This is a genomic window from Shewanella aquimarina (genome assembly GCF_023349185.1).
In the GTDB taxonomy this organism is placed as follows: domain Bacteria; phylum Pseudomonadota; class Gammaproteobacteria; order Enterobacterales; family Shewanellaceae; genus Shewanella; species Shewanella aquimarina.
Map to the genome: position 1 here is coordinate 95,439 of NZ_JAKIKY010000001.1, position 26,032 is coordinate 121,470.

The 26,032-nt window shown below is 51.6% G+C and carries 18 protein-coding genes; 10 read left to right on the forward strand and 8 right to left on the reverse strand.

Annotated features, from left to right (window positions below; all coding sequences use genetic code 11):
• Positions 1-10 precede the first annotated feature (10 nt).
• The 4 genes from L2731_RS00380 to prmB form a co-directional block, all read right to left on the reverse strand.
• Positions 11-1,177, reverse strand: coding sequence for an ATP-NAD kinase family protein (locus tag L2731_RS00380; protein ID WP_249251296.1), 1,167 nt, complete (start codon positions 1,175-1,177; stop codon positions 11-13).
• A gap of 20 nt (positions 1,178-1,197) precedes the next feature.
• Positions 1,198-2,373, reverse strand: coding sequence for an MFS transporter (locus L2731_RS00385; protein WP_249251631.1), 1,176 nt, complete (start codon positions 2,371-2,373; stop codon positions 1,198-1,200).
• 235 nt (positions 2,374-2,608) lie between these two features.
• Positions 2,609-3,703 carry a chorismate synthase gene (aroC, locus tag L2731_RS00390; RefSeq protein ID WP_239851276.1) on the reverse strand — a complete coding sequence of 365 codons (1,095 nt, stop codon included), beginning with the start codon at positions 3,701-3,703 and terminating at the stop codon, positions 2,609-2,611.
• Between the two features lie 118 nt (positions 3,704-3,821).
• Positions 3,822-4,766 (reverse strand): 50S ribosomal protein L3 N(5)-glutamine methyltransferase, encoded by a 945-nt coding sequence (prmB, locus tag L2731_RS00395; RefSeq protein ID WP_239851277.1) that lies wholly within the window; start codon positions 4,764-4,766, stop codon positions 3,822-3,824.
• A gap of 79 nt (positions 4,767-4,845) precedes the next feature.
• On the opposite strand from prmB, the gene smrB reads away from it, so the two are divergent.
• Positions 4,846-5,373: an endonuclease SmrB gene (gene smrB, locus L2731_RS00400; protein WP_041509459.1), complete on the forward strand. Its 528-nt coding sequence runs from the start codon at positions 4,846-4,848 to the stop codon at positions 5,371-5,373.
• Positions 5,374-5,541: 168 nt separating this feature from the next.
• On the opposite strand, the gene sixA is transcribed toward smrB, so the two are convergent.
• Positions 5,542-6,012: a phosphohistidine phosphatase SixA gene (gene sixA / locus L2731_RS00405; protein WP_041509458.1), complete on the reverse strand. Its 471-nt coding sequence runs from the start codon at positions 6,010-6,012 to the stop codon at positions 5,542-5,544.
• Positions 6,013-6,223: 211 nt separating this feature from the next.
• Here sixA and L2731_RS00410 point away from each other — a divergent pair, with 211 nt between their 5' ends.
• From L2731_RS00410 to L2731_RS00420, 3 genes are all read left to right on the forward strand, one after another.
• On the forward strand, positions 6,224-9,013 hold the full coding sequence (locus L2731_RS00410; protein ID WP_249251298.1) for an insulinase family protein: 2,790 nt from the start codon (positions 6,224-6,226) through the stop codon (positions 9,011-9,013).
• A gap of 516 nt (positions 9,014-9,529) precedes the next feature.
• Positions 9,530-13,807, forward strand: a complete 4,278-nt coding sequence (locus L2731_RS00415) for an EAL domain-containing protein (protein ID WP_249251300.1) — start codon at positions 9,530-9,532, stop codon at positions 13,805-13,807.
• 149 nt (positions 13,808-13,956) lie between these two features.
• Positions 13,957-14,520, forward strand: a complete 564-nt coding sequence (locus L2731_RS00420) for a hypothetical protein (RefSeq protein ID WP_249251304.1) — start codon at positions 13,957-13,959, stop codon at positions 14,518-14,520.
• Positions 14,521-14,790: 270 nt separating this feature from the next.
• On the opposite strand, the gene L2731_RS00425 is transcribed toward L2731_RS00420, so the two are convergent.
• From L2731_RS00425 to fadI, 3 genes are all read right to left on the reverse strand, one after another.
• Positions 14,791-14,991 carry a hypothetical protein gene (locus L2731_RS00425; protein ID WP_249251644.1) on the reverse strand — a complete coding sequence of 67 codons (201 nt, stop codon included), beginning with the start codon at positions 14,989-14,991 and terminating at the stop codon, positions 14,791-14,793.
• Positions 14,992-15,156: 165 nt separating this feature from the next.
• Positions 15,157-17,277, reverse strand: a complete 2,121-nt coding sequence (fadJ, locus tag L2731_RS00430) for a fatty acid oxidation complex subunit alpha FadJ (RefSeq protein WP_249251306.1) — start codon at positions 17,275-17,277, stop codon at positions 15,157-15,159.
• A 4-nt stretch (positions 17,278-17,281) separates the two neighbouring features.
• Positions 17,282-18,592, reverse strand: coding sequence for an acetyl-CoA C-acyltransferase FadI (fadI, locus tag L2731_RS00435; protein WP_249251311.1), 1,311 nt, complete (start codon positions 18,590-18,592; stop codon positions 17,282-17,284).
• A gap of 409 nt (positions 18,593-19,001) precedes the next feature.
• Between fadI and L2731_RS00440 the strand changes: the two genes are divergently transcribed.
• The 6 genes from L2731_RS00440 to L2731_RS00465 are packed head-to-tail and all read left to right on the forward strand — an operon-like array spanning position 19,002 to position 26,026.
• Positions 19,002-19,958 carry an AAA family ATPase gene (locus tag L2731_RS00440; protein ID WP_249251315.1) on the forward strand — a complete coding sequence of 319 codons (957 nt, stop codon included), beginning with the start codon at positions 19,002-19,004 and terminating at the stop codon, positions 19,956-19,958.
• On the forward strand, positions 19,958-20,887 hold the full coding sequence (locus L2731_RS00445; RefSeq protein ID WP_249251317.1) for a DUF58 domain-containing protein: 930 nt from the start codon (positions 19,958-19,960) through the stop codon (positions 20,885-20,887). The genes L2731_RS00440 and L2731_RS00445 overlap by 1 nt, the downstream gene beginning before the upstream one ends.
• A complete protein-coding gene (locus tag L2731_RS00450; RefSeq protein WP_239851295.1) occupies positions 20,888-21,382 on the forward strand; it encodes a DUF4381 domain-containing protein in 495 nt (164 codons plus the stop codon).
• Positions 21,370-22,374, forward strand: a complete 1,005-nt coding sequence (locus tag L2731_RS00455; RefSeq protein WP_249251320.1) for a vWA domain-containing protein — start codon at positions 21,370-21,372, stop codon at positions 22,372-22,374. Before L2731_RS00450 ends, L2731_RS00455 begins: the two co-directional genes overlap by 13 nt.
• Positions 22,371-24,392: a VWA domain-containing protein gene (locus L2731_RS00460; RefSeq protein WP_249251324.1), complete on the forward strand. Its 2,022-nt coding sequence runs from the start codon at positions 22,371-22,373 to the stop codon at positions 24,390-24,392. The genes L2731_RS00455 and L2731_RS00460 overlap by 4 nt, the downstream gene beginning before the upstream one ends.
• On the forward strand, positions 24,386-26,026 hold the full coding sequence (locus tag L2731_RS00465; protein ID WP_415836995.1) for a BatD family protein: 1,641 nt from the start codon (positions 24,386-24,388) through the stop codon (positions 26,024-26,026). Before L2731_RS00460 ends, L2731_RS00465 begins: the two co-directional genes overlap by 7 nt.
• Positions 26,027-26,032: the final 6 nt, after the last annotated feature.

Sequence of the window (26,032 nt, forward strand, 5' to 3'; positions counted from 1 at the left end):
TATCATTTCGCTACTCAGGCTGGCCGATTAAATCTGGGCTGACTAAATCTGGGCTGATTAAGTCAGGATTAGCCACCTGATACATCACATAATCGTGGTAGCCGGTCACGACTTTATAATAACCACATAATTCGCTGTCTAACTCTGGGTCGCCACTATCCACAATTAAGGGCCGACCTTCAAGTGCTTTTAACTTAGTTTTTGTCGCCAGGATGATAATATTTTCTTTGCCGACCTGACGAATCAGCGCTGGCGACAGCTGCTGATTACCCCGCCCCAGGATATGCCCTTGCCCGCCGATGAGGGTGATCACTAACTTACACTGACGATTGGCAGTCAGCTCGAGCAGCGACTGAGCGCTCATATCGCTGGCAACAAGCTCGCCCTCCTCAATCAAGTCCACCCCCAGTAGGGTGTTATCCAGTCCAAGCTCGTCCATCACGGCCGCGACTGTGCTACCAGAGCCCATGATGGCACGGCCATCGTCTATCAGCTCGATCGCCTCGGCGGCAATGTCCGCCAGCACCAACTCATCGACCTCTTTACCGCCCATCTTAACGGCCTGAATGTAGCGTGGCTCGGCAGGCACCTGCATCTCGCCGAATCGGCGCGCCCTTACCACACCTTGCCTGAAGGCCACCTCGTCGATATCCATCACATCGGCCGACATCAAGCTCACCAAAGCCCCCTCGAGCAGCAACTTGACCACCATGCCCGAGGCGTGCGGCGTGATGCCATAGACGCCCGAGTGAATCTTCACCCCGGCAGGCACCCCCAGCACGGGCTGAGCCTCATCGATGACCTCAAACAGATCCCGCGCCGTGCCGTCACCACCGGCAAATAACAAGAGATCCACACCCGCTTGTTGCAGGGCCGTCGCGGCAGCTTGGGTATCGCTGGCCGCCGTCGTCTCGCCCGCCTGATAGACCACCTGATGCTTAAACCCCAGCTGAACGGCCAAATCGGCCCCCATGGCACCGGAGGCGGTAACGACAGTGATCTTTTGCTGATAGGGTTTAATCACCTCGAGCGCCTGCGCCATTCTCAGGTGCGCCTTGGGCTCGGCGCCGCGAGCGATAGCCTCCAGCGCCACACCATCGCTGCCCTTGAGGGCCACGCTGCCCCCAAGGCCTGCCAGAGGATTGATGATCACGCCGAGGCGAAATGTCTGTTTCATGGATATTTCCTTATCATCTCTTATTGTTTTACCACTTCACACGCCTTAGGGATTAGGAGCACCGCAAGCATGGACAGCAGTGCACAAACCGCGGCCACCAACCAGCTGAGCCTGGCCTGAGAGCCATCGCCCCAGATGAAGCCACACAGCCAAGTACCCAAGGCGCCACCGACGCCGAAACTCAGGCTGGCATAGAGCGCCTGCCCCTTGCTGCGATGACGCACGTCGAATCTTTGATGCACAAACTGAATCGAGGCCGCATGCACTAAGCCAAAGGTGAAGGCGTGCAGCAACTGACTAACCCCAAGCCAGATCATGCTACTGGCACAAAAGGCCATCAGCAGCCAGCGCACCGCCGTGAAGCCGATAGAGACCACCAGCAAGGCGCTGACCCCGTAGCGCCCGAGCAGCCTTGGCGCAAACATGAACATCACTATCTCGGCCAGCACCCCAAGGGCGACATAGATGCCGGCACTGGACTCGCTGTAGCCTACCTGTTTTAGATAGAGCACAAAGAAACCATAAAATGGCCCGGCGCTCATCTGCAGTAACATAGCCGACAGCAAAAACCAGATGATGCCAGCATCTAACTTGAGCAGCGTAACCACCTGGCTGTTATCGACTTTTACCCGGGTGCTTGGCAGAGATAAGGCGCAGCCCAGCAAGCCCAGGAACAAGGCGAGGCCCACAAAGGGTAAGATCTCTGTGCCGAACTGGCTGATGGCGAAGCCCACGCTCACCACGAAGACAAGGTAGCCTAGGCTACCAAAACTGCGGATCTTGCCATACCCCCCCGTGTTCTCCCCAAGGGTCTCGAGGGTGATCACCTCGAGCTGGGCCAAAATCGCATTCCAGAAAAAGGTATAGATGCTGAGACTAATCGCTAAGTAGAGAAATCCGCCGTGATAGAAGAAGGTCATGAAGGTCACCGCCGAACAGGCGGCCCCCATCTTAACCAGCTGACCGCGCATGCCTGTTCTATCGGCCACCATGGCCCAGATATTGGGCGCTATGATGCGGGTCGCCATCAAGATGGCGAGCAGGAAACCTATCTGCTGAGCATCGAACCCTCTGTGCTCGAAGAAGACTCCAAGGTAAGGCACCAGCACGCCAAGGATCGCGAAGAAGAAAAAGTAACAGGCGCTGATCCAATGTAGTTGCTGCTGTGATGCTGACGACCCGCTGTTGGGTGTCATGCTGGAAGGAAACTTAATGTTGGACGACATTTATGTAGGGCTATTCCTAGCAGGGTTATTATCCGCTCTCATATTGTTGGGAGCGATTTATTTTAATGAGTACTTATTTTTAACTTATTGTGAGTGGCTTCTGCTACTGGCCGAAGCTTATTTATACTGGCTCGACCCCATGGCATTGTGGGCCCCATAAAAGAAGGCACATTACTGTGCCCTCTTACTCGCTTTAGATTGCGCCTTACTTCATCCCTATCACAGGGGTGATGCTCTCAACATTCATGTTTTGTGCCCTGTGTCTGAGAAGGTGATCCATCAAGACGATGGCCAGCATGGCCTCGGCAATCGGCACGGCGCGGATGCCTACGCAGGGGTCGTGGCGTCCCTTAGTGACCACCTCTGAGCGCTCACCCTGCACCGTCATGCTCTCTCCCGGCACGCTAATGCTGGAAGTCGGCTTCATGGCGATATGCGCGACAATTGGCTGACCCGATGAGATCCCGCCGAGAATGCCACCGGCATGGTTAGAGGCAAAGCCCTCTGGCGACATAAGATCCCTGTGCTCAGATCCCTTCTGATTGACTACGGCGAAACCGTCACCAATCTCAACCCCCTTAACGGCGTTGATCCCCATCAGGGCATGGGCAATATCGGCGTCGAGACGATCGAATACGGGCTCGCCCAGTCCCACAGGCACATTGGTCGCCACGACCGACACCTTGGCACCGATAGAATCACCACTCTTTTTCAGCTCGCGCATATACTCGTCGAGCTGCTCGAGCTTGCTAGCATCGGGGAAGAAGAAGGCATTTTGCTCTACCTGGTCGAAATCCAGGGTCTCGGCGCAAATAGGGCCGAGCTGAGACAGATAACCTTTAATCTCTATACTATGCACCTGCTTAAGGTATTTCTTCGCCACAGCGCCGGCCGCTACGCGCATAGCGGTTTCCCGCGCAGAAGAACGACCGCCACCGCGATAGTCTCGCAGGCCATATTTTTGCTGGTAGGTATAGTCGGCGTGACCCGGGCGGAACTGATCTTTGATGTTGGAGTAATCCTGGCTACGCTGATCGGTATTTTCGATCACCAAGCCGATGGAAGTCCCTGTGGTCTGACCCTCAAATACGCCTGAGAGTATCTTCACCTGATCCGGCTCGCGTCTGGCCGTGGTATAACGCGAGGTGCCCGGACGGCGCCTGTCGAGATCGTGTTGCATATCGGCTTCATCAATCGCCAGACCCGGAGGACAACCATCGATAATGCATCCCAGGGCCTTACCATGGCTCTCACCAAACGTCGTCACCACAAAATTTTGACCGATACTGTTACCCGACATTCGCTTACTTCACCTCTACTTAATTATTTGACCCCAGCATAACCCAAAGCCGCCAGTGGCTATATTCCTAAATCGGCTTAGTCATGCTAAGCCGATAAACCATTTAGCCGACCATACATTATTCACTATCTTTGTAGATGGCGAAAAGTGATTCATTTTCAACTAACTGATCACGAGTGAGCACAAACACGCCGTCGCCACCATGTTCGAAGTTAACCCAGGTAAATGGCACCTCAGGGAATTGCTCCATAAGGTGAACCATAGAGTTGCCCACCTCGACCACTAGCAGACCATCTTGAGTCAAATAGTCGGCCGCATTGGCAAGGATGCGTTTCGTCAAATCCAGGCCATCGCGCCCCGAAGCTAACCCAAGCTCTGGCTCATGGTGATATTCATCAGGCATGTCACCAATATCTTCGGCGTCTACATAAGGCGGATTGGAGACGATAAGATCGTACTGCGGCCCCTTAGGGACGGCAGCAAACAAATTAGACTCGATAGGGAAAACCCTGTCCATCACCCCTAAGGATTCAACGTTGATCTGCGCCACTTCCAGCGCGTCACTGCTGATATCGATAGCGTCGACCTCTGCATCTTCAAACTCATAGGCACAGGCGATGGCAATGCAAGCGCTACCGGTACAGAGATCTAAGATACGGTCTACCGGCTTGTTATAGAGCCAAGGGCTGAAACGGTTTGCGATCATCTCGGCAATGGGCGAGCGCGGCACCAACACCCTTTCATCCACATAAAACTCGAGGCCGGCAAAGAAGGCGCGGTTGGTCAAATAAGGCACGGGCAGACGCTCACGTACCCGGCGAATGATGAGTTCGACAATCTTATGCTTTTCGCTACTGGTCAGATTGCTATGGATCACCTGCTGGCCAATCTCTTCTGGCAGATGCAGCGCATGGAATACGAGAGCGATGGCTTCATCCCAAGCGTTATCGGTACCATGACCATAGTAGATATTGGCATCGTTGAAGCGGCTCACCGCCCAACGTAACATATCGCCGATTGTACGTAATTCCGTCACGGCTTCATCAACAAAAATCTTGTCCAAAACTGGCTCCCGCTAGATAGTTCCGCCTCATTGTAACTGAACTCTATTCATATGGCATCGGATTCAATAAAATAGCGTAATGAATAAAGAAAATGATGATGAATTGGCGCTTTTTTCGGCGTTAACCAAAGGGATAAAGCCGCTTAAACAGGATAAGCGTCATTTCTCCGCGCCACAAAAACCTAAGCGTGAGCTGGAAGTCGCGACCACTCAGCTGCACGCCGACAGCTATTTTTCAGATACCTATCAGCCCCTGCTGCCACTAGAAGGCGCCATGCGCTGGGCCAGAGAGGATGTGGACAGTCACGAACTTAAGCGGCTCAGGCGCGGCGACTATCAGCCGGATCTGCTGCTGGATCTCCACGGCATGCGCCAAACCGAGGCCAAACTGGAACTTGCCGCCCTGATTCAGGCTTGTGTTAAGCAGCACAGCCAATGCTGCTGCGTCATGCACGGACATGGCACTGGGATATTAAAGCAGAATATTCCCATGTGGCTGGCACAGCATCCACAGGTTAAGGCCTTCCACAAGGCGCCCAAGGAATGGGGCGGCGATGCGGCGCTTTTGGTCTTAGTCGAGGTGGGTGAGTTCCCTAGCTGGGAGTAATCCCTTTTTCGACTGAGAGTATTAGGGAGCCCCCATCAGGATTGACAAGTTTTGCGACCGGCCTAGAAGTCGAAATTAGCTCTCATCTTTGGGCGCAAATAGATATCAAAAAGGACGCCGAGGCGTCCTTTTTCTATGGTTAACTTTTATTCTAACCTTTTATTTGATTTAGCTCACCGTATGAGGGGTGTGCTGCCAGCTCAGGGAGCCACGCTCACCGTGACGGTCGATAAGGGTCACACCTGAAGTCGCAAACAGCGGCGGCTCTATGCCAGGCACCAACTCGCTCACCATATAGCCCAGCAGCGGCATGTGGGCAATCACTAACACATTATCCGCCTTATACTGTTCGGCATAGGCCAGGGTCAGATCGGCGGCCAGGGTCGGCTCGGCCGAAGGGGTCAGCTCATCTAATACCAGCCACTTTCTCGGTTCGGGGAAGTGCTTACTCACTTCCTGCCATGTTTGCTGCGCACGCAGATAGGGACTCACCAACACAAGATCGAACTCGGTCACATCACGGGCCAGCCAATTACTCATCAATTCAGTCTGATAACGGCCGATTTCTGTCAGTACACGTTCTCGATCTGAGTGGGCGTGATAACCCGCCTCACCATGTCGCATCAAATATAGCTTCATACTACTCTCGCTATGATTATTCTTGTTCTACTATGAATTGTAGCGTTAAAGTTCGACGCAACAAACCTTAACCCTGTTATTAATTAGTCGAATAATGGATAAGATATTTGCCAAAGTCTTTTTTGAGGCTCAATATGTAGGCTTACCGCTTTAGTCGCCTAAACTCCGATGAATATCATACGTTTGTCCAGCATAAGGATGGAGCCAGCAATTGCAAACATCTATGCCGATCACTAAAAGCCCCAACGATCATCGCCAGTATCAATATCTGCAGCTGGACAATGGGCTACGTGTATTGCTAGTGGAAGATCTCCAGGCCCAGCAGGCCGCCGCGTCTATGGCGGTTAACGTTGGCCATTTTGACGATCCCGCCTCACGTCCCGGTATGGCACATTTCCTCGAGCATATGCTGTTTCTGGGCACAGAGAAATACCCTAAATCTGGCGAATATCATGCCTTCATCAATCAGCATGGCGGCAGCAACAACGCCTGGACAGGCACAGAGCAGACTAACTTCTTCTTTGCCATCGACGCCGAAGTGTTTGAAGAGTCTCTGGATAGATTTAGCCAGTTTTTTATCGCGCCCAGCTTCGATCTGGAACTGGTCGACAGAGAGCGCCACGCAATAGAGTCAGAATTTAGCCTCAAGCTCAAAGATGATATTCGCCGCACCTACCAGGTCCAGAAGGAAACCGTAAACCCGGCGCATCCCTTTTCAAAGTTTTCGGTTGGCAATCTCAAGACCTTAGACGGCGATGAGAAAACCCTTAGGCAAGAGCTGCTGGATTTCTATCAAACTCATTACAGTGCCAACCTGATGACTCTGTGTCTAGTCGCGCCCTTGCCACTAAATGAACTCTTGGCACTGGCCGAGAACTATTTTGCGCCGATTGAAAACCGTGCGCTTGAAAAGCAATATCCCAAGGTGGCCATCTATGAAGCGGCCCAACTTGGCCAGCAGATCAACATAGTGCCGCTAAAAGAGCAGCGCCGCGTGGCGATCACCTTTCCCCTGCCCGCCATCGACCGCTTCTATAAGCGCAAGCCGCTGACCTTTATCAGTCATCTATTGGGTTATGAGGGTAAGGGAAGCCTGCTGAGTCACCTCAAGGAACAAGGGCTGGCCATCAATCTCTCGGCCGGTGGTGGAGTCAATGGTTATAACTTTAAAGACTATAACATCAGCATTCAGCTGACAGAGAAAGGCCTGCTACAACTCGATGATGTGATTCAGGCGAGCTTCGAATACCTTAAACTGATTAAAATCCAGGGCATGCAGGCCTGGCGATATCAAGAGCGCGCCAATCTGCTAAAGCTTGCCTTTAAATATCAGGAACAGATCAAACCGCTGGATCTGGCCAGTCACCTCAGCATCAACATGCACCACTATGAGGTAGCCGATCTCATCTATGGCGATTATCGCATGGATGGTTTGGACGTCACTCAAGTCACCGAATTACTGGATCTAATGAGTCCGGACAATCTACGTATTCAGCTGATCTCGCCCGACTTAGACACAGAAAAGCAGGCCGCCTGGTACCACTCCCCCTATCAGATGAAGCCCATAGATAAACAACGGCTTCATCCGTGGCGTGACCCTGATGTCAGAGAGGCACTAAAACTACCGGACCCCAACCCCTTTATTATCGAGGATTCGATAGCCAGAGATGTTAAGAGTGACCATCCGGTACCTGTCGTTGTCTGCCAGGAAACCGGCTATCGCATCTGGCATAAGAAAGATGATGAATTTAATGTTCCCAAGGGACATATGTACCTGTCGCTCGATTCACATCAAGCGGCCGCCACCCCCAAACATGCGGCACTCACCCGTCTCTATGTGGAGATGCTGCTCGACTACCTGACTGAATTTACCTATCCGGCCGAGGTAGCTGGACTCAGCTATAACATCTACCCTCATCAAGGGGGCATCACCCTTCACCTAACGGGATTGACAGGTAAGCAAGAGGCGCTGCTGTCGCTGCTGATTAATAAAGCCAGAGAACGTAACTTTACCCAGGACAGATTTAAGCAGATTAAGAAGCAGATCTTGCGTAACTGGTTTAATCAGAGCCGGGCAAAACCTATCTCACAGCTATTCACCAGCCTGACGGTGACGCTGCAGAAACGTAGTTTCGAGCCTCAACGCATGGCCGAGGAGCTTGAAGATATCACCCTAGACGATCTTCACAACCACGTACGAGCCTTCTATGAGAAGATCCACCTCGAGGGGCTGGTCTATGGCGATTGGCTGACCGAGGAAGCGCAGGCCTTAGGTAAGCGACTCGATCATATTCTCTCTCTGGTTTCCTCTCCCAGCGGCGAATCGGAACGTGAGCTGATAAAGCTTGAAAATGTCGGCACCCTGATGCGCGAGGTTAGCGTCAATCATCAAGACAGCAGCATCATAGTCTACTATCAGTCTGCTGAGGCGACACCACTCAAGATGGCCCTATTCAGCCTGTTAAACCACACCATGTCTTCGACCTTCTTCCACGAGCTAAGAACTAAGCGTCAGCTGGGTTACATGGTGGGCACGGGATATCTGCCACTCAATCGTTACCCAGGCATGATCTTCTATGTGCAATCCCCCACAGCAGGGCCTCTAAAGCTACTCGAGGCCATCGACGAATTTATCGCAGACTTTAATTATGCCGTCATGCAGATCACTAATGATCAGTGGGAGCTCACCAAGCAAGGTCTGGTCAACCAGATTATGGAACATGACCCCAACCTTAAGACCCGGGGGCAGAGATATTGGTCGAGCATAGGGAATAAAGACTACGACTTTAACCAGCGAGAACTGGTGGCCGAAAAAATTGGCGAACTAACCCGTTCGGATCTGATTAAGTTTATGATGCAGAAGATGCGCACCAAACACGGTGACCGCCTGATCCTCTTCGCCACAGGAGAGCAACACAGAAATCAGGAACAGCTCTCATCAGACAATATGATCACAGATCTGAGAAGCTTTAAACAACGGGCAGCCAAGTTTAGCTATTAGGCAGCCCCCTTCCCTTAAGCCATATCGCCGAGGCCTTATCTCTGAGCGATATGTTCTAGAGACTGCCTCTTAAGCAATTTCTTTTAGAGGCTGCCTTTGAGCGATATCTATTAGATGCTGCTGTTAGACGCTCTCTTCTAAGTGTTAGCTGTTAGCTGTCTGGCCAAAGTGGCTTTTGGTCAACGCTTTACCCCTTAGCTAGCTCTACCCTCTTAACTATAGATCGCCTTAGCTCTCGCTCGCCTGCTGCGCTAGGGGAATGATTCTTAGCCCCTTTATCGCTTCATTCGCTAAAATATTCGTGATAGGACAAACGCCTGATTTGAGCGCAAACAGCAGACAAAGCCAAATCAGACAGAACTTCTCATAGAACAAAGCCCTAAAAGACAATGAAAATGAAAGTAATTTGCAAACAAGAAAATTCAGTGTTCCTTTGACAAATCCCCCTATTTCTGAATAAATTAGGTTAAATAACTGTTGCCTATGCATTATTGGCTGATAATCAAACTAATAATTATGCCTAAAATCCTCTCAAGATTGCTACTCTCACTGCTAATGGCCCTGACTGTCTCCGGCTATGCCTCCGCCAGTGACACCCCAAGCAATGCGCCGATCTTAAAAGTCAATCACTACAATGTTCCCGAAGGTTTATCGCAAAGTACTGTGTCATCAATTGTAGAAGACCAATATGGCTACATATGGATTGGCACTGTAAATGGACTTAATCGATTTGACGGTATTAACTTCAAACATTATTTCTCGGATGGAAGTGAGAAAACATTACCAAGTTCATTTATTCGAAGTCTTTATGTTGACTCTAAAAATAGACTGTTGATTGGTACGGACAATGGTCTTGCAGTTTATGATCGATCACTAGATAACTTTGTAAAAGTAACTGCTCTACAAAATATGCCTGTTTGGTCGATTAATGAAGACAGCGACACGTTAATAGTCGCTAATGAGAATACTGTAACAAGGCTTAACACAGCCAATTTCAAAAAAACATATGAACAACGCATTAATACTAGTGGAATAAAAAAAATCATTCCAAACCAATCTGGAATAATAGTTAGAGCTTACAATGGCGACGTTTTCATTTTGAAAAATGAGCACGTAGAAAAAATTACCAAAGCAACTACAGACCTAATTTCTCTCAACAACGAAGTCTATTACCTAAAAGATGGGGAGTTAATAAGCGCATTAGATGGTAAAAAAACAACCTTAGATTCAGGATACATTGATTCTGCATCAGCTTCAAAAAACAAATTACTAATACTTAGTGAAGGAAAGATATTAAAAAAAAGCAAAGACAACTTAATTTCACTAGGAGATTTTAATTACAACCAAGACAACCTAAAAATATCCAACATCTATATTGGTAATGATAAAATATTTTTAGAACATCCTAACAATGGATTTTCTGTACTCGATGAAAAACAAAACTTATTAAAAACTTATAATATTGACAAAAATATTTGGTCGATAAGCAATGTTAGTAGTGACAGACTGGTAATCACTTCGGACAATTCATTTGTTAATATCTACAGTAATAAACTTGTTCATATATCTAGTTACGACACAGGTGTAAGTGGCCCTAAGACAGCAATAGTAAAAGAAAATCAAATTTTCGTCGGCACGACAGATGGCTTGTATTCTATAAACCTAAACGATGGAACCCTAACAAAATTACTGGATGAAAGTCTTTTTATAGTAAAAGACATCCCTGAAACACAAAAGTTAATAGCCGGAACGTTAAATGGAAAAGCTATAATAATTGATATCGCATCAATGGATGTTAACGAAACGGTTATTGATAAAGGAAACCCTATTTATGATATAGTCCCGAGCAATGATGAAATATTCATTGCCAGTCAAGGCGGTCTTTTCAAACTCAACAACGGTAGCGTAGAAAAGTTATTCACAGATGATCTTGTAACAAATATTTACATAGACAAGGACGATGTTTATTTTGGCACCAGAACTTCTTTACTAAAAATATCTAAAAATGGACTAGTCACAAAACCATTTGAAACTGGGAATAAACCAATATACTCAATAAGTGTTATCAAAGATTTCATAGTCGCTTCATCAAATTCAGAGATATTAATTTTCAACAAGAAAAAAAGCGAACTACTCACTTTAACATCAGATTTTGGCAGCCAAGATGAATACAACACACAATCTATAGAGAAAGTAGGGAATGACATCTTTATTGGCGGAATAAACGGCATAACCAAAATAACACCTGAAAAACTATCATCAATAGTCTTCTCAATGTCACCACCTGATGTTTTTATTGATGAATTGTTAGTTTTTAACATACCGGAGAAAGTAGGAGGAAACATACTGAAATCTTCGCTTTCCGAGGCAAAAAAAATAGTATTAAAATACTCTGACTATCCCTTTGCATTTCGCTTTTTAGTACCAGGCAATCTCAATAAAAATCTACAATTCACTTATCAACTGGAAGGATTATCAGATGTTTGGGTTGATTCAAAAGGAATTAATTCAGCAACATATACCAACCTGTCGCCAGGACAGTATGTTTTCAAAATACATGCCATTGATCCGTTAACAGAAAAATTTGGACCAACAAGAAGTATTGAAGTTGAAATCACCCCTCCCTGGTGGTTATCGATTCAAGCAAAGCTCGTCTACCTACTCATTACTCTGTTGATCACTGGCGCCATAGTCAAGGCAGCGCTCAGGAGAAGAGAGGTGCAACGCCAGATCGCTAAGTCAGAAGAACGACTGAAGCTTTCTCTGTGGGGAAGTGGTGATGAAATGTGGGACTGGGATATCGAAACTGGACAGATTTATCGATCTAATATCTGGGGTTCCCTGGAATTTCCAAGGGATGGTCAGCGTTCGGGTGAGGATGGTGAAGAAAGCAACATTCATCCCATGGACCAAGAACGAGTGAATACGGCGCTGAATAAGCACTTCTATGGCGAAACCGACCACTTCGAGGCGGCCTATCGCGTCAAAGGCAAAGATGACCAATGGATCTGGATATTGGACAGGGCAAAAATCGTTGAACGCGATGAGGAAGATAAAGCCCTGCGTATGACAGGTACAATCAAAAACATCAGCAACTTCAAGCAAGCAGAGGAACAACTGAGACTGTTCGAGCGAGCTATCGAGAATATCTCCGAAGGCATGTTTATCTTGGACAACAAGTTTACATTCGTTGAAGTCAACGAGGCCTGCTGTGATCTGTGTGAGAAGAGCCGCAATGACTTTATCGGCGAGCTGTTTAAGTTTGACCTTTATCCCGAAAGCTACTCCGAACAAATTCGTCATATTTTGCAACAGCAAGGCAGCTGGAGTAACGAAGTCGAATCCGCCAAGGGCGATGGTAGCAGCTTCCTGATGGAGCTAACGGTCGATGCAATTTACGATGAACAGGGGGTCCTCTCCCACTATGTTGGCGTATTCTCTGATATTTCTCGTCGTAAACAACAGGAAGAGGAGCTACGTAAACTCACCAACAACGATCTCCTCACCAGCCTACCAAACCGTTCAAGCCTCATGGTTACCCTGGGTAACCTGGTGAAGAAGGATACCCATCATACCCTTATGGTGCTGGACTTAGATAACTTCAAGAAGATTAACGACTCCCTTGGTCACCAGGTAGGCGATGAACTGCTGATCAAAGTGGCCAGACGCATCGAATCCACCGTACCTTATCATACGAGTATCTATCGTTTAGGGGGCGATGAGTTTGCCATACTGGTCGATAACAACCCGGATATCGGCTCAAGCGCCGTAATTGCTAATCATGTGGTCGATGCCTTCTCCAGCCCGTTCGAACTCACCAAAGACAGAGTCGTTGTGGGAGTGAGTATCGGCATTGTGCTCTACCCGGAAGATGATCAGAACGAGCAGGCGCTTCTGCGTAAGGCTGACATTGCCATGTATCACGCCAAATCTGCCGGCGGCAATCGTTATCAGTTCTATTCTGAATCGCTCAATCGCAATGCCATTCGCCAGCTGGAAGTCGAAAACCTCATCCGCGAAGGTTTAAGGGATGATCTCTTCGAAGTCTACTACCAACCTAAGATAGATCTTAGAAGCAGCAAGATGGCTGGTATGGAGGCTCTGGTAAGGCTCAATCACCCAGAACACGGTCTTATTCCGCCGGGCGACTTTATCCCGCTGGCAGAAGAGAATGGGCTTATCGTTGAGATTGGCGAGGTCGTACTACGTAAAGCCTGCTTTGCGGCGCAAAATTGGCGCCGTCAAAATTTGTTCAACGGCCGAGTCGCCGTCAATTTATCATCGCAACAATTCGCTCTTCCAGACCTCCAGCAGCGGATAGAGTCAATTTTACGTCTCACTCAGCTGCCTGCAGCCAACCTTGAGCTAGAAATTACCGAAGGAACCGTCATAAAACAGCCAGAAAAGGCTATAAAGGTGATGATGCAACTCTCTAAAATGGGCGTCAGCCTTGCGTTAGACGACTTCGGCACCGGATATTCGTCACTGTCATATTTAAAGCGCTTCCCAATTGACACCCTGAAAATCGATAAGGCTTTTGTTGACGACATAGATAAATCTGACAGAGATCTAAAAATGGTCGACTCTATCATCACTATCGCCCATAACATGGGGCTCTCGGTGGTCGGTGAAGGCGTCGAAGAGGCTTCTCAGCTCAGCATATTAAAAGCACTAAAATGCGAGGAAATACAAGGCTTTATATACAGCAAAGCCGTCAATGAGACTAGCTTTACCGAACTGCTAAAACAAGAAAGCTTTAGCTATACACCAGTCTCTCAACATAAGAAAGCCTAATATTTAATGAGCACATGACAGACTGAAGAAAAGAATGCTTAACTAAAATTAAGCTAAAAATAAAAATTGGCATAACACCTGCAATACATCTCTCAGACGTCAACGAATAGTTGGCACTATAACTTCAATAACCCTGAGAGATTAAGACAATGATTAACGGACTAGTTACTGCCATCGCTTTAGCGCTTTCTATTTCTTCAGTGAATGCTGAAACAATTTCTACTGAATCAGTAGTTACCGCTGGCTTTCCACATGTAAAAGTTAAGCCTATGGAAGTTACTGGTTTCCCACACGTAAAAGTTAAGCCTGTCGAAGTTGCCGGTTTCCCACATGTAAAAGTTAAGCCTGTTGAAGTTGCCGGATTCCCACATGTAAAGGTTAAGCCTGTCGAAGTTGCCGGTTTCCCACATGTGAAAGTTAAGCCTGTCGAAGTTGCTGGATTCCCACACGTAAAGGTCAAGCCTGTCGAGGTTGCCGGGTTCCCACACGTGAAAGTTAAGCCTGTCGAGGTTGCCGGATTCCCACACGTGAAAGTTAAGCCTGTCAAGGTTGCCGGATTCCCACACGTGAAAGTTAAGCCTGTCGAGGTTGCCGGATTCCCACACGTGAAAGTTAAGCCTGTCGAGGTTGCCGGATTCCCACACGTGAAAGTTAAGCCTTTCGAGGTTGCCGGATTCCCACACGTGAAAGTCATCAACTCAGCCGTTGCTTAAGTCTTAAGGAGAATGATTATGTTAGATTCATTGAAAAAAGCTCTAGGACTTACTCACAAACCAGAGCGTAAAAAAGTACAGCTTCCGGAAGGCCTAAATCACCTAGAAGTGATTCCTGCAAAAGGTTGGTGGAACTAATTGACATCAAACGTCTTTCGAAAACCAGATACATAAAAAAGGAGCTACTAAAGGCTCCTTTTTTATCTTGCTATATGACTTTTAATTAGAGGTTTGCACCTAGTATACATCTACATGGCCACAGAGGCTGACCTACGCCTTTATCGCAATGCTTTGCTTTCCCTGGGCCCGCTTATGGGCGAATCGCTTATGTGTACTTAGCAGCGGATAGGCTACCGGCCCCATGATGAGTCCTAGCATGGCCCAGCGTTTCACCCCTAGCCCGGCGCGAAATGCCATATTGCCCATCGCCACACTACTCACCATCAACACACCAAGAATGTAAATCACCACAGACACTACCTCACAACAACGGCGTCAATAAGGCTGAAAACAGCCAAAACGAGCCCAGCATGATAACCGAATCCACGCATTGAATGAACAAAAAACAGGCAAGAATAATCCTAAGGCAAAAAAAATGCGGCATTATGTTGCCGCATTGTTAACAATCTAGATACCCTAATCGTAGAACTTACATCCCGATTCGGCCATCTCGACTAGGCGATCACAAGGTGCGAATCGCTCACCAAACTGATCTTGATAACGTTTTAAGGTCTCGACCAAGTGCTTGGCGCCCAGTGAGTCCATGTAACGGAAGGGGCCACCTAAGAATGGCGGGAAGCCGATACCGAATATCGCGCCTATGTCGCCGTCTCTTGGTGAAGCGATAATCCCCTCCTCCAGACAACGCACCGCTTCATTTAGCATCTGCACAACACATCGCTCGGCCAAGGCTCTCGGTTCACCGCCGTTACCAGGTGTTAGACCCAGCACGCCGTAGACACTCTCATCCACCAGCTTCTTCTTAGACTTGGCACCATACTGGTAGAAGCCCTTACCATTCTTACGACCCTTACGATCATCGGCCAACAGCTTGTCAAAGGCGGCGGGTGCCTTAAAGCGCTCACCCAACTCCTTCTCCAGAATCGGCGAGATTTTGGCGCCCACATCTATGCCGACCTCATCGAGCAGCGTCATTGGACCTACCGGGAAACCAAACTTCACCAGCGCCTTATCCAGATGATCGACGCTCTGGCCTTCGAGTAGCAGATTCGCTGCCTCGTTCATATAGAGCGCCAGAATACGGTTCACATAAAAACCGGCACCATCTTTTACCACAATCGGTGTCTTGCCCTGCTTGCGGGCGAAGGCGACCGTGGTGGCGATCGTTTGTGGCGAAGTCTTGTCATGGGCAATCACCTCGACCAGAGGCATCTTCTCAACCGGCGAGAAGTAGTGCAGGCCAATGACGTTTTCGGGACGTTCGGCGGCCTCGGCGATCTGTTTGATCGGCAACGATGACGTGTTAGAGGCAAAAATCGTGTGCTCACCACATTCACGCTCCACATCCCGCACCATCTGATGTTTCAGTTTAAGATCTTCAAATACGGCTTCCACCACCATATCCGCATCCTTTATCCCTTTATATTCGGTGGTGGTGGTCATCAGCGCCATCAGGTTATCTCGCACCGCAGGCGTCATATGACGTCGTTTAACTCCTTTAGCCAGCAGCTTATAGGCATAGGCCAGTGCGTTGCTCAAACCGGTTTCGCTGATATCTTTCACCCGCACAGGGATCTTGGCCTTAGTGGTCGTGACAGAGGCGATACCACCGCCCATCAAGCCACCGCCCAATACCATCACCTTGTTGACAGACTGAGGCGATACGTCACCGGCGCCGGTTTCCTTCTTCATCTCTGTGGTCGCAAAGAAGATGCTACGTAAAGCTTCCGACTCACTCGAGACCACGAGATCGCCAAAATGCTGCGCCTCCACCTCGAGGCCTTTCACCATGCCTTTAGTCACGCCCTGACGCACACAATCGATAATCTTTTCTGGCGCAGGGTAGTTACCCTGGGTCTTCTTGTTGACCTGCTTGAGTGCCTGATCGAATATGATGTTACGGCCAACCGGCGTGCCTTCCAGCAGCTTCTCCACCATGGACACCTTGCGCTTCTTCGCAGGACGCGCACCTGCTAGCGCCATCTCTACAGCTGTCTGTAGCAAGATTGACTCGGGCACCACATCATCCACCAGCCCAAGCTTCAATGCCTGCTTGGCGCGCAGCTGCTTACCGGTGAGCATCATATCCAATGACTTAGCAATCCCCACCAGACGAGGCAGGCGCTGTGTGCCGCCACCGCCGGGCAGCAGGCCGAGTTGCACCTCGGGCAATCCCAGCATGGTCTTCTTGCTATCGGTACACACGCGCTGATGACAGGCCAGGGCCAGTTCGAGCCCCCCACCGAGACAGGCGCCATTGATAGCGGCTACCACGGGAATCGAGAGCGACTCTAGAGCCAAAAACACTTCATGGCCCTGCTTCGACAGCTCTCTGGCGTCTTCGGCTGTAGCGCAGGTATCGAGCATAGATATGTCGGCGCCCGCCACAAAGGAATCTTTCTTGCCCGAGATGATCACCACGCCGCGAATACTAGCGTCGCTCTTAATCTCGGCCAACATCTCACAGATCTCTGGGCCAAACTCGGCTCTCAGGGTATTCATGGTCTCACCGGGTACATTCATGGTGAGCACGGCGATCCCGTTATCCTGACGATTTAATGTAAAACTCTTTTCCATGAGATCACTCCACTTCTACTATCATAGCTGCACCCAGACCACCCGCCGCACAGGCCGTTGCCAGGCCAGTACCGCCGCCACGGCGTTTCAGCTCGCGACAAACTTGAGTGATCAAACGTGTCCCGGTCGCCGCAAACGGGTGACCATAGGCCAAAGAGCCGCCCAAGACGTTGAACTTTGTCATATCGATCTCGCCGATGGCGCGATCTCGGCCCAGCTTCTCCTTGGCAAACTTCTTCGAGGCAAACATCTGCATGTTGGCCAGGGTCTGCGCCGCAAAGGCCTCATGCATCTCGATAAGGGTAAGATCCTCAAGCTCCATGCCTGCACGCTTAAGCGCCAGCGGCGTCGCATAGGAAGGCCCCATCAACATATCTTCCCACACGTCGATAGCACTGAAGGCATAACTCTTGATGTAACCAATCGGCTCATAGCCCAGGGCCTTGGCACGGCTCTCACTCATCAGGAGTACCGCCGAGGCACCATCGGTCAGCGGCGTACTGTTGGCCGCAGTCACCGAGCCATGTTTGCGGTCAAACGCCGGACGTAGCTTGGCGTAAGAGTCCAGCGAAGAGTTCTCGCGAATATTATTGTCTCTGTCGATGAAAGACTCGTATGGCGGTACATGCGCCACCATCACCTCATCACGCAAATGGCCCGAATCCCAGGTCTCTGTCGCCAGGGTGTGAGAGCGATGGGCTAAGGCATCTTGGTCGGCGCGGCTAATGCTGTAGGTTTTGGCCATCTGCTCGGCGGTCTGCCCCATAGAGAGGCCAGTGGAGTACTCGGCCACCGCAGGCGGTACAGGGAGCAGATCTTTCAGCCCGAGACGACGGATAATAGACCACTTTTGACCAAAGCTACGGGCCTTATTGAGATCCACCAAGGCATGGGCCAGCTTCTTCGATACGCCGATAGGCAATACAGATGATGAGTCGGCGCCGCCGGCGATCCCTATCTCGATATTGCCCGTCATGATGGACTCGGCCACATTGACCGTCGACTGGAAACTGGTGGCGCAGGCACGTGTCACGCTGTAGGCGTCGGTGGACACATTCATGCCAGTGCCTAGGACTATCTCGCGGGCGATGTTGGGCGCCGCAGGCATCTGAACCACCTGACCGTAAACGAGCTGTTCAATCTCCTTCGGATCGAGTTCCGAGCGCGATAGCAGCTCATTGACTACCATCTTGCCCATATCCAATGCCGACACCCCATGAAACGCGGTCGCCTGCTTAGCAAAGGGGGTTCTAAGCCCCATCACTATCGCTATGCGATCGCCCTTCGCGTTCCTTACTTGCTGTAGTTCACTCATCTTTTGCCCTCGTGACGCGTCTGATAGAAACGCTTCTACTAACGCCGTTATTATTCTTCCCTACCCCGTTGCCAGCAGTCTTGCTACATGCTCGCAACAGGTCAGACCATCAAAGTGTGATCTGATTCTAACTTCTTATTTCAAGGTTTTAAACACCTGTTTGGTTTTTAAACGACAATTATCGAAAAAGATGATGATTAACAATGTTTAATAAAATACAAATTAGCCATTAAAGTCGGTTTTATTCCCCGTTTAAGCATGCTAACTTATTTTGCTGATTGAAATTTGGCGCCGCCAAGCCCCGCAAGGTCTTCTGACACTCCCAAGGTTGCGGTAAGCCGTTTATCACTGAATTTTTTACCCGATACGCTGTCTACAGCTCACACAATAGATAATACCGAGTAGCATCATGCCCTTAAGTCGATTTCATGCATTACGTGAATACCTGAATAAAGTGATCCTGGGTCAACCCACTCTTACCGAAAACTTATTGATCGCACTGATTGCCGATGGTCACTTACTGGTTGAGGGGCCACCGGGTCTGGCCAAGACCCGCGCGGTGAAGGCGCTGAGCGATGGGGTCGAGGGGGATTTCCACCGCATCCAGTTTACACCAGACCTATTGCCAGCAGATCTGACCGGCACCGACATCTATCGTGCGCAGACGGCCACCTTCGAGTTTGAAGCAGGTCCTATCTTTCATAACCTGATCTTGGCCGACGAGATCAACCGCGCGCCGGCCAAGGTGCAGTCGGCGCTATTGGAAGCCATGGCCGAGGGTCAGGTCACTGTCGGTAAACAAAGCTACAAGCTGCCAAAGCTGTTTCTGGTAATGGCAACTCAAAACCCGCTGGAAAACGAGGGCACCTATCCCCTGCCCGAGGCGCAGCTGGATCGCTTCCTGATGCACCTAAATCTGGACTACCCCAGCGCCGCCACCGAATTTGAGATCATGCGTCTGTCGCGCAGCGAGGCCATCACTCAGGAACTGCCAAGGGTCGAGCCCATCGCCCAGGAGGAAGTATTCGCCGCCCGTAAGGCCGCGCTCGACATCTATCTGGCCGAGCCGCTGGAGCAATATATTGTCAATATCGTGATGGCCACCCGTCAGCCACAACAATACAGTGACGAGCTGGCGAGCTGGCTGGAATATGGCGTCAGCCCACGTGCAACCATCTCCATCGAGCGCTGCGCCCGCGCCCGGGCCTGGCTGATGGAGCGCGACTTTGTCTCGCCGGAAGATATTCAAGCCGTGGTGCCAAATGTGCTGCGCCACCGTCTGCTCCTCAGCTATCAGGCACAGGCGGAAGGAGTGAGCAGCGATCAGGTGATCAACCATATTCTCAGTCAGGTAGCGGTGCCTTAATGGAACAGAAGGCTTTACCGCTATTTGCCGATGGCGTCTCCCTCAATCAGAAAGAGCTGTTAGCCTGCCAGAATATCGCCAGGGCCCTGCCCGAACGCAAGACCAAGGCGCGAGCGGCGCTGGCCGGCCATAGAGCCAGCAGCATCAAGGGACGGGGCATGGAGTTTGCCGAGGTGCGCCACTACCAGAGCGGCGACGACGTGCGCACCATAGACTGGCGGGTGACCGCCAGAACCGGCAAGGCCCATACCAAGCTGTTTGTCGAGGAGCGCGAGCGTCCGGTGTTGCTACTACTGGATCTTAGCCATAGCCTCTATTTCGGCTCCAGCCTTATGTTGCAGTCGGTGCAGGCGGCGCACCTGGCCGCGACCTTGGGCTGGACGGCCGTCGGTCACGGCGATCGCCTCGGCGCCCTAATCGCCTGTGAGACAGAACACCTTGAACTTAAGCCTCGTAGTCGCCAGGGTGGCATGCTGGCACTCATCTCGGCCATGGAGCAGGTGCACCAGCGGCAACTGAGCCAGCTCGATCAGCCAGTGAAACAGCCTGAGCATATCTTCAAGGCCTGCCAACGCCTGAGACGGATCGCCAAACCCGGTTCGCTTATCTGGATCATCAGTGACGGCAACCATTTCAGCCCCCAGTGTCTGGGGCCGCTGAGCGAGCTAAAGCTCCATTGTGATATCGGCGCCTTTCTGATCACAGATCCCCTCAGGCAAGGCACCCTTCAGCTGCCGCCACAGTTCCAATTCCCGGTCAGGGATGGCGATAAGGAGCTGATGCTGGACAGGCGCAGCTACGATGCCTGGCTCAATCAGCAACAAACACAGCAACAGGGATTTATCACCATGATGAATCAGATCAACGCACGGCCAAGACGCATCGACGCGGCCCAGCCGTTAAACCAACAAATCGGAGCCCTAAGGTAGATGCAAGCGGCAAGTCAACCTGCACTAGCCAAGATGCAGGATATCATCACCCCTGAGCCTATCGGCTTCTGGCCCCTCGCCTACGGCTATTACCTAGTGGCTCTGCTACTGATTATCCTGATCGCCGCCCTGTTCATCTATGTCAAACGCAGAGGCAAGCAGCTGGCGGCCAAACGCGAGGCACTAAAGCTTCTTGCTGAAGTAACACCCGATGATCCCCAGTTAGCACTCACGGTCAACAGCCTGCTTAAACGCAGCGCCATGAGCTATCTGCCTCGTGAACAGGTCGCCTCCCTACAGGGAGACGACTGGTATGCCTGGCTAAGCGCCCAGCTGCCAACCATGGACCCTAAGCTGCCAAGCCTCTTGGAGAAGCGTTATCAGTCCGCGCACCTCACGCCAGAGGAAGCCACACAACTTTTGAGCGGCGCCAAAGTCTGGCTGCAGCACGCGCTACCGCTAAAGGCTGACAAGGAGGCATTATGTTCACACTAGCCTGGCCTTGGCTGCTGGTTTTATTGCCGCTTCCCTTAATCTTTCGCAGCAGCAAACAAGCACAGCAAACGGTTGGCGGGCATCTGCAGATGCCCGGCGTCGGTGAGGCGCAGACCCTCGCACTCGATAATTCCCCTAACCGCAGTCGCTGGCCCTATTGGTTGGTGTGGACGCTGCTGGTTTGCGCCGTCGCCCGCCCCCTATGGGTTGGCGATGCCATCGAGCTGCCGAGCAAGGGGCGTGACCTCATGCTGGCGGTGGATCTGTCGGGCAGTATGCAGATAGAGGACATGGTATTAAACGCAAAGACGGTCGATCGCTTTACCATGGTACAGAGGGTGATGAGCGAGTTTATCGAGCGCCGCAAGGGCGATAAGCTGGGGCTCATCCTATTTGCCGATCACGCCTATCTGCAGGCGCCGCTCACCCAGGACAGACGCTCGGTGGCCCAGTTCCTTACCGAGGCACAAATTGGTCTGGTCGGTAAGCAGACCGCCATCGGCGAGGCCATCGCCCTTGCGGTTAAACGCTTCGACAAGGCAGAGCAGAGCAACCGGGTGCTTATCCTGCTCACCGACGGCTCAAATAACTCGGGGAGCATCACGCCCGAGCAGGCCGCCGATATCGCCGCCAAGCGAGGCGTGACCATCTACACCATAGGGGTGGGCGCCGAGGTGATGGAGCGCCGCACCCTGTTTGGCAAGGAGCGTGTCAATCCGTCGATGGATCTCGATGAGGCGCAGCTCACCCTGCTGGCACAGAAAACCCAAGGGCGCTATTTCCGGGCGCGCAACTCGGATGAGCTAGAGCAGATCTATCAGGAGATAGACAAACTCGAGCCCACCGACAGCGACCAACTCAGCTATCGTCCACAGGCCGAGCTCTTCTATTATCCCTTGGCTGTCGCCCTGCTGATAACGGTTCTCATGATGTTAAGCGGCCTAGCTGCCGTGCAGGCCTTAGTTCAACGTTTACCACGGAGCGCCTCATGATCCATTTTCTCCGTCCCGAATGGCTGCTGGCCCTCATTCCACTGACCCTGCTGCTCTGGCTACAAAGACGCCAGCAGCACCAGGCCTCGAGTTGGAATCGCTATATCGCGCCGCATCTGGCTAAGGTGTTGGTGAGTGGCCAGGCGGCCAATAAGAAACAACATCTTGGCCTAGTCGCCTTTATCTGGCTCGTTGGCGTCTTAGCGTTATCAGGCCCGGCGCTGACCAAGCAGAAGCTGCCGGTATTCGAGTCCAATCTTGGCCGGGTGATCGTCATGGATATGTCGCTGTCCATGTACGCCACCGATCTGGCTCCTAACAGGTTAACTCAGGCAAAGTTTAAGGCAACGGATCTCATCAAGAGTCTCAAGGAAGGCGAGACAGGCCTGGTCGCCTACGCCGGCGATGCCTTTACCATCAGCCCACTGACCCGAGACCAATCTACCCTGCTAAATCTGTTACCGACCCTGTCGCCGGAGATCATGCCCGTGCTGGGCTCAAACCTGCCCGCGGCGCTCAAGCAGGCCAAGCAGCTACTGGTACAAGGCGGTCATCTCAAGGGGGAGATCATCTTGCTGGCCGACGGCGTCGAGCCAGAGCAAATAGGCGAGGCCAAGTCGATACTGGAAGATACCCAGTATCGCCTCTCCATCATCGCCATGGGCACGACACAGGGCGCTGCCATCCGCCTGCCGGATGGACAACTGATGCGCGGTAAAAGTGATCAGGTGGTGGTCAGCCAAACCCATCTCAATGATCTTGGCAGCCTGATTGGCGAGAGTGGTGGCAAGTTGTTTGCCTACCGCGCCGATGGCAAAGATCTCGAGGCACTGACACAAAGCCTGAGCCAGGAAAGCGATGCCAAGACGTCAGATCGCCAAGGGGAAGCCTGGCAAGATCTCGGCCCCTATCTGGCGCTGCTCCTGCTGCTGCCAGCGCTACTGAGCTTCAGGCATGCCCTACCCGCTCTGGCCTGCCTGATAGTCCTCTCCCCTAGCCCACAGGCGCAGGCTGCCAGCTGGCAACATCCGTTTACTACTGACGATCAGCGGGCCATGCAGGCCTATCAGGCGCAAGACTACCAAGCGGCGGCCGAGCAGTTTGACTCGCCTCAATGGAAGGCCTCCTCCCTGTATAAGAGTGGCGACTATCAGCAGGCACTGGAACTGTTCGAGCAAGATGATTCGGCAAGTGGCCTGTTTAATCAGGGCAACAGCCTGATGCAGCTCAATGAACTCGACAAGGCCATCGAGCGCTATCAACAGGCACTGGATAAAGATCCCCAGATCAACCAGGCTAAACAAAACCTTGAGTTAGCTGAGCAGCTTAAACAGCAGCAAGATAACCAAGGTCAATCGGAACAGCAGAAGTCTGATCAGAATCAGTCCCAAGATAACTCTGATCAAAGTAGCTCTGACCCAAATAGCGCTGATCAAAGTAATTCTGACCAAAACAAAGGCCAGGACGCTAACGGACAACAGGGTAGCGGGCAGGAGCAGAGCCAACAGACCAGCGATGGCGACCAGCAATCTGGCGACGACTCACAAGGCGATGGCTCACAGGAGCAAAACGCTCAAGAAAAGGATGGCCAGGCGTCACAACAGCAAGGCTCGCAAAATGCCGGTCAGGATAACCCGTCCCAAGGGGAGCAACAGTCAGGCACACAAAATGATGCTCAGATGAGCGCCGATCCGGCTCAACAGGCCAATAACCAAGAAGATGACAGTAAGCAAGCGGATGCTAATGCAAGTCAAAGCGATGCCGGACAACAGACGGGGCAAGACCAAGCTCAGGCAAGCAAGATGACCCAGGGACAAGCAGGCGAGTCAGATGAACAAGGCGAACCTGCTGCGGCCCTAACCAATGCGATTGCGCCAGAGGATCTGCCACCCGAGATGCAGCGGGCCCTCTCGGGGGTGGTCGATGACCCTCAGGTCTTGCTGCGCAACAAGATGCAACTGGAATATCAAAAACGCCGCCGTCAGGGCGCGACCATAAAGGACAATCAACAGTGGTAATACGACGCTTTTTGACCTTAGCCTGTTTGGCACTCAGCCTGTCAGCACCAGCCTATGCCTTAACCAAGGTAGAAACCTCGGTAGACAGAAATCCCGCCATCCAGGGGGAATATCTGGTGCTTAGCATAAAGGCCGATGACGATGTGGACAACGCCAGGCTGGACACCAGCATTTTGCTAAAAGACTTCATCGTCGGGCGCACCAGTGTCAGCCGCAGCACCCAGATCATGAACTTCGACGCCAGCAAGGAGACCCGCTGGCAGATCCTGCTTGCCCCCAAGAAAACCGGCACAGTGATCATCCCCGCCATGACCATAGACAACGTCAGCTCTGATCCTATAGAACTCAAGGTGGCGGCCCCCGGTAGCCAACCCGAGCAGATGAAGAACCTGTTTATCCGCAGCAGCGTCTCCACCGAGACCGCCTATGTGGGGCAATTAATCACCTATAAGGTGAAGCTTTACCTGGGCGTCGAGCTGCAACGCGGCGTACTCAGTGCGCCCAATGTCGAGGGCGCTCAGCTCAAACAACTGGGGGACGACATCGACGGCACAGAGATCATCGATGGCCGCCGCTACCGTGTGATCGAGCGTACCTATAGCCTGATCGCCGATAAGCCAGGCACACTGTCGCTTGCCGGCGCCAGCTTCTCTGGCGATGTGTTAGTCGAATCCTCCCGCCGCGGCGGCATGTTCTCCTTTAACGAGAGCCGCCCCATGCAGGCCAAGGCCGCCCCGAGCGACATAGAGGTATTGCCCATCCCCGCGACTTATCAGGGTGACTGGCTGGTGAGCGATCTCGTGGTGTTAAAAGAGGACTGGAAGAAAGATGCTCAGTACCAGGTCGGCGTGCCCATCACACGTAACATCAGCCTGCTGGCCTCCAACGCCGACGATACCAGCCTGCCGGGGATCACCCTAGACCTGCCCGAATCCTTTAAGGTCTATCCGGAAAAACCCCAGCGCAAGACCTATGTGCGCGATAAGCAGGTGGTCGCCCAGCTCAACCAGACCACGGCCATAGTGCCTACTCAGCCCGGTAGCTATACCCTGCCCGCGATCCGCATTCCCTGGTGGAACAGCCGCACCCAGAAACAGGAGTTTGCCACCCTGCCCGCCCACACCATCAGTGTGGCACCTGCAAGCGCAAGCCAGCAGAGTCCGCTGGTCGTGACAACAGATGCTCAGACCGCTACAACAAACTATTGGCCCGGCATCAGCGCACTGTTTGCCCTGCTATGGTTGGCGACTATGCTCTTGTGGTATCGCCACTACCAAGCTTATCGTTATCGCGCCGCGCCGAGCAATGCAAACAGGAACGCTGCAAACCCTGCCCCCATGGACTCAGATGCGCTGCGCCAATTTGAAACCGCCTGCCGCCAAGGCAAGACGGGCGAGGCACTGGTCGCCCTGCAGCGTCATATGAGCCAACAGGCGGGCAAGCCGCTGACCCTGACAGATATCGCGGCCCTTAGCTGCGATCTCGACCAGGCGATCCAAGCCATACAGCGTCAGGGATACAGCCCCGGTAGCCAGGGGCTAGACTGTGAAAAGGTGATCCGCACGGTGAAAAATGCCCCAAAAACTGCGCCCCACAGCACACCATCTGCTTTAAGGCCCTTAAATCCGCTCTAACAACTT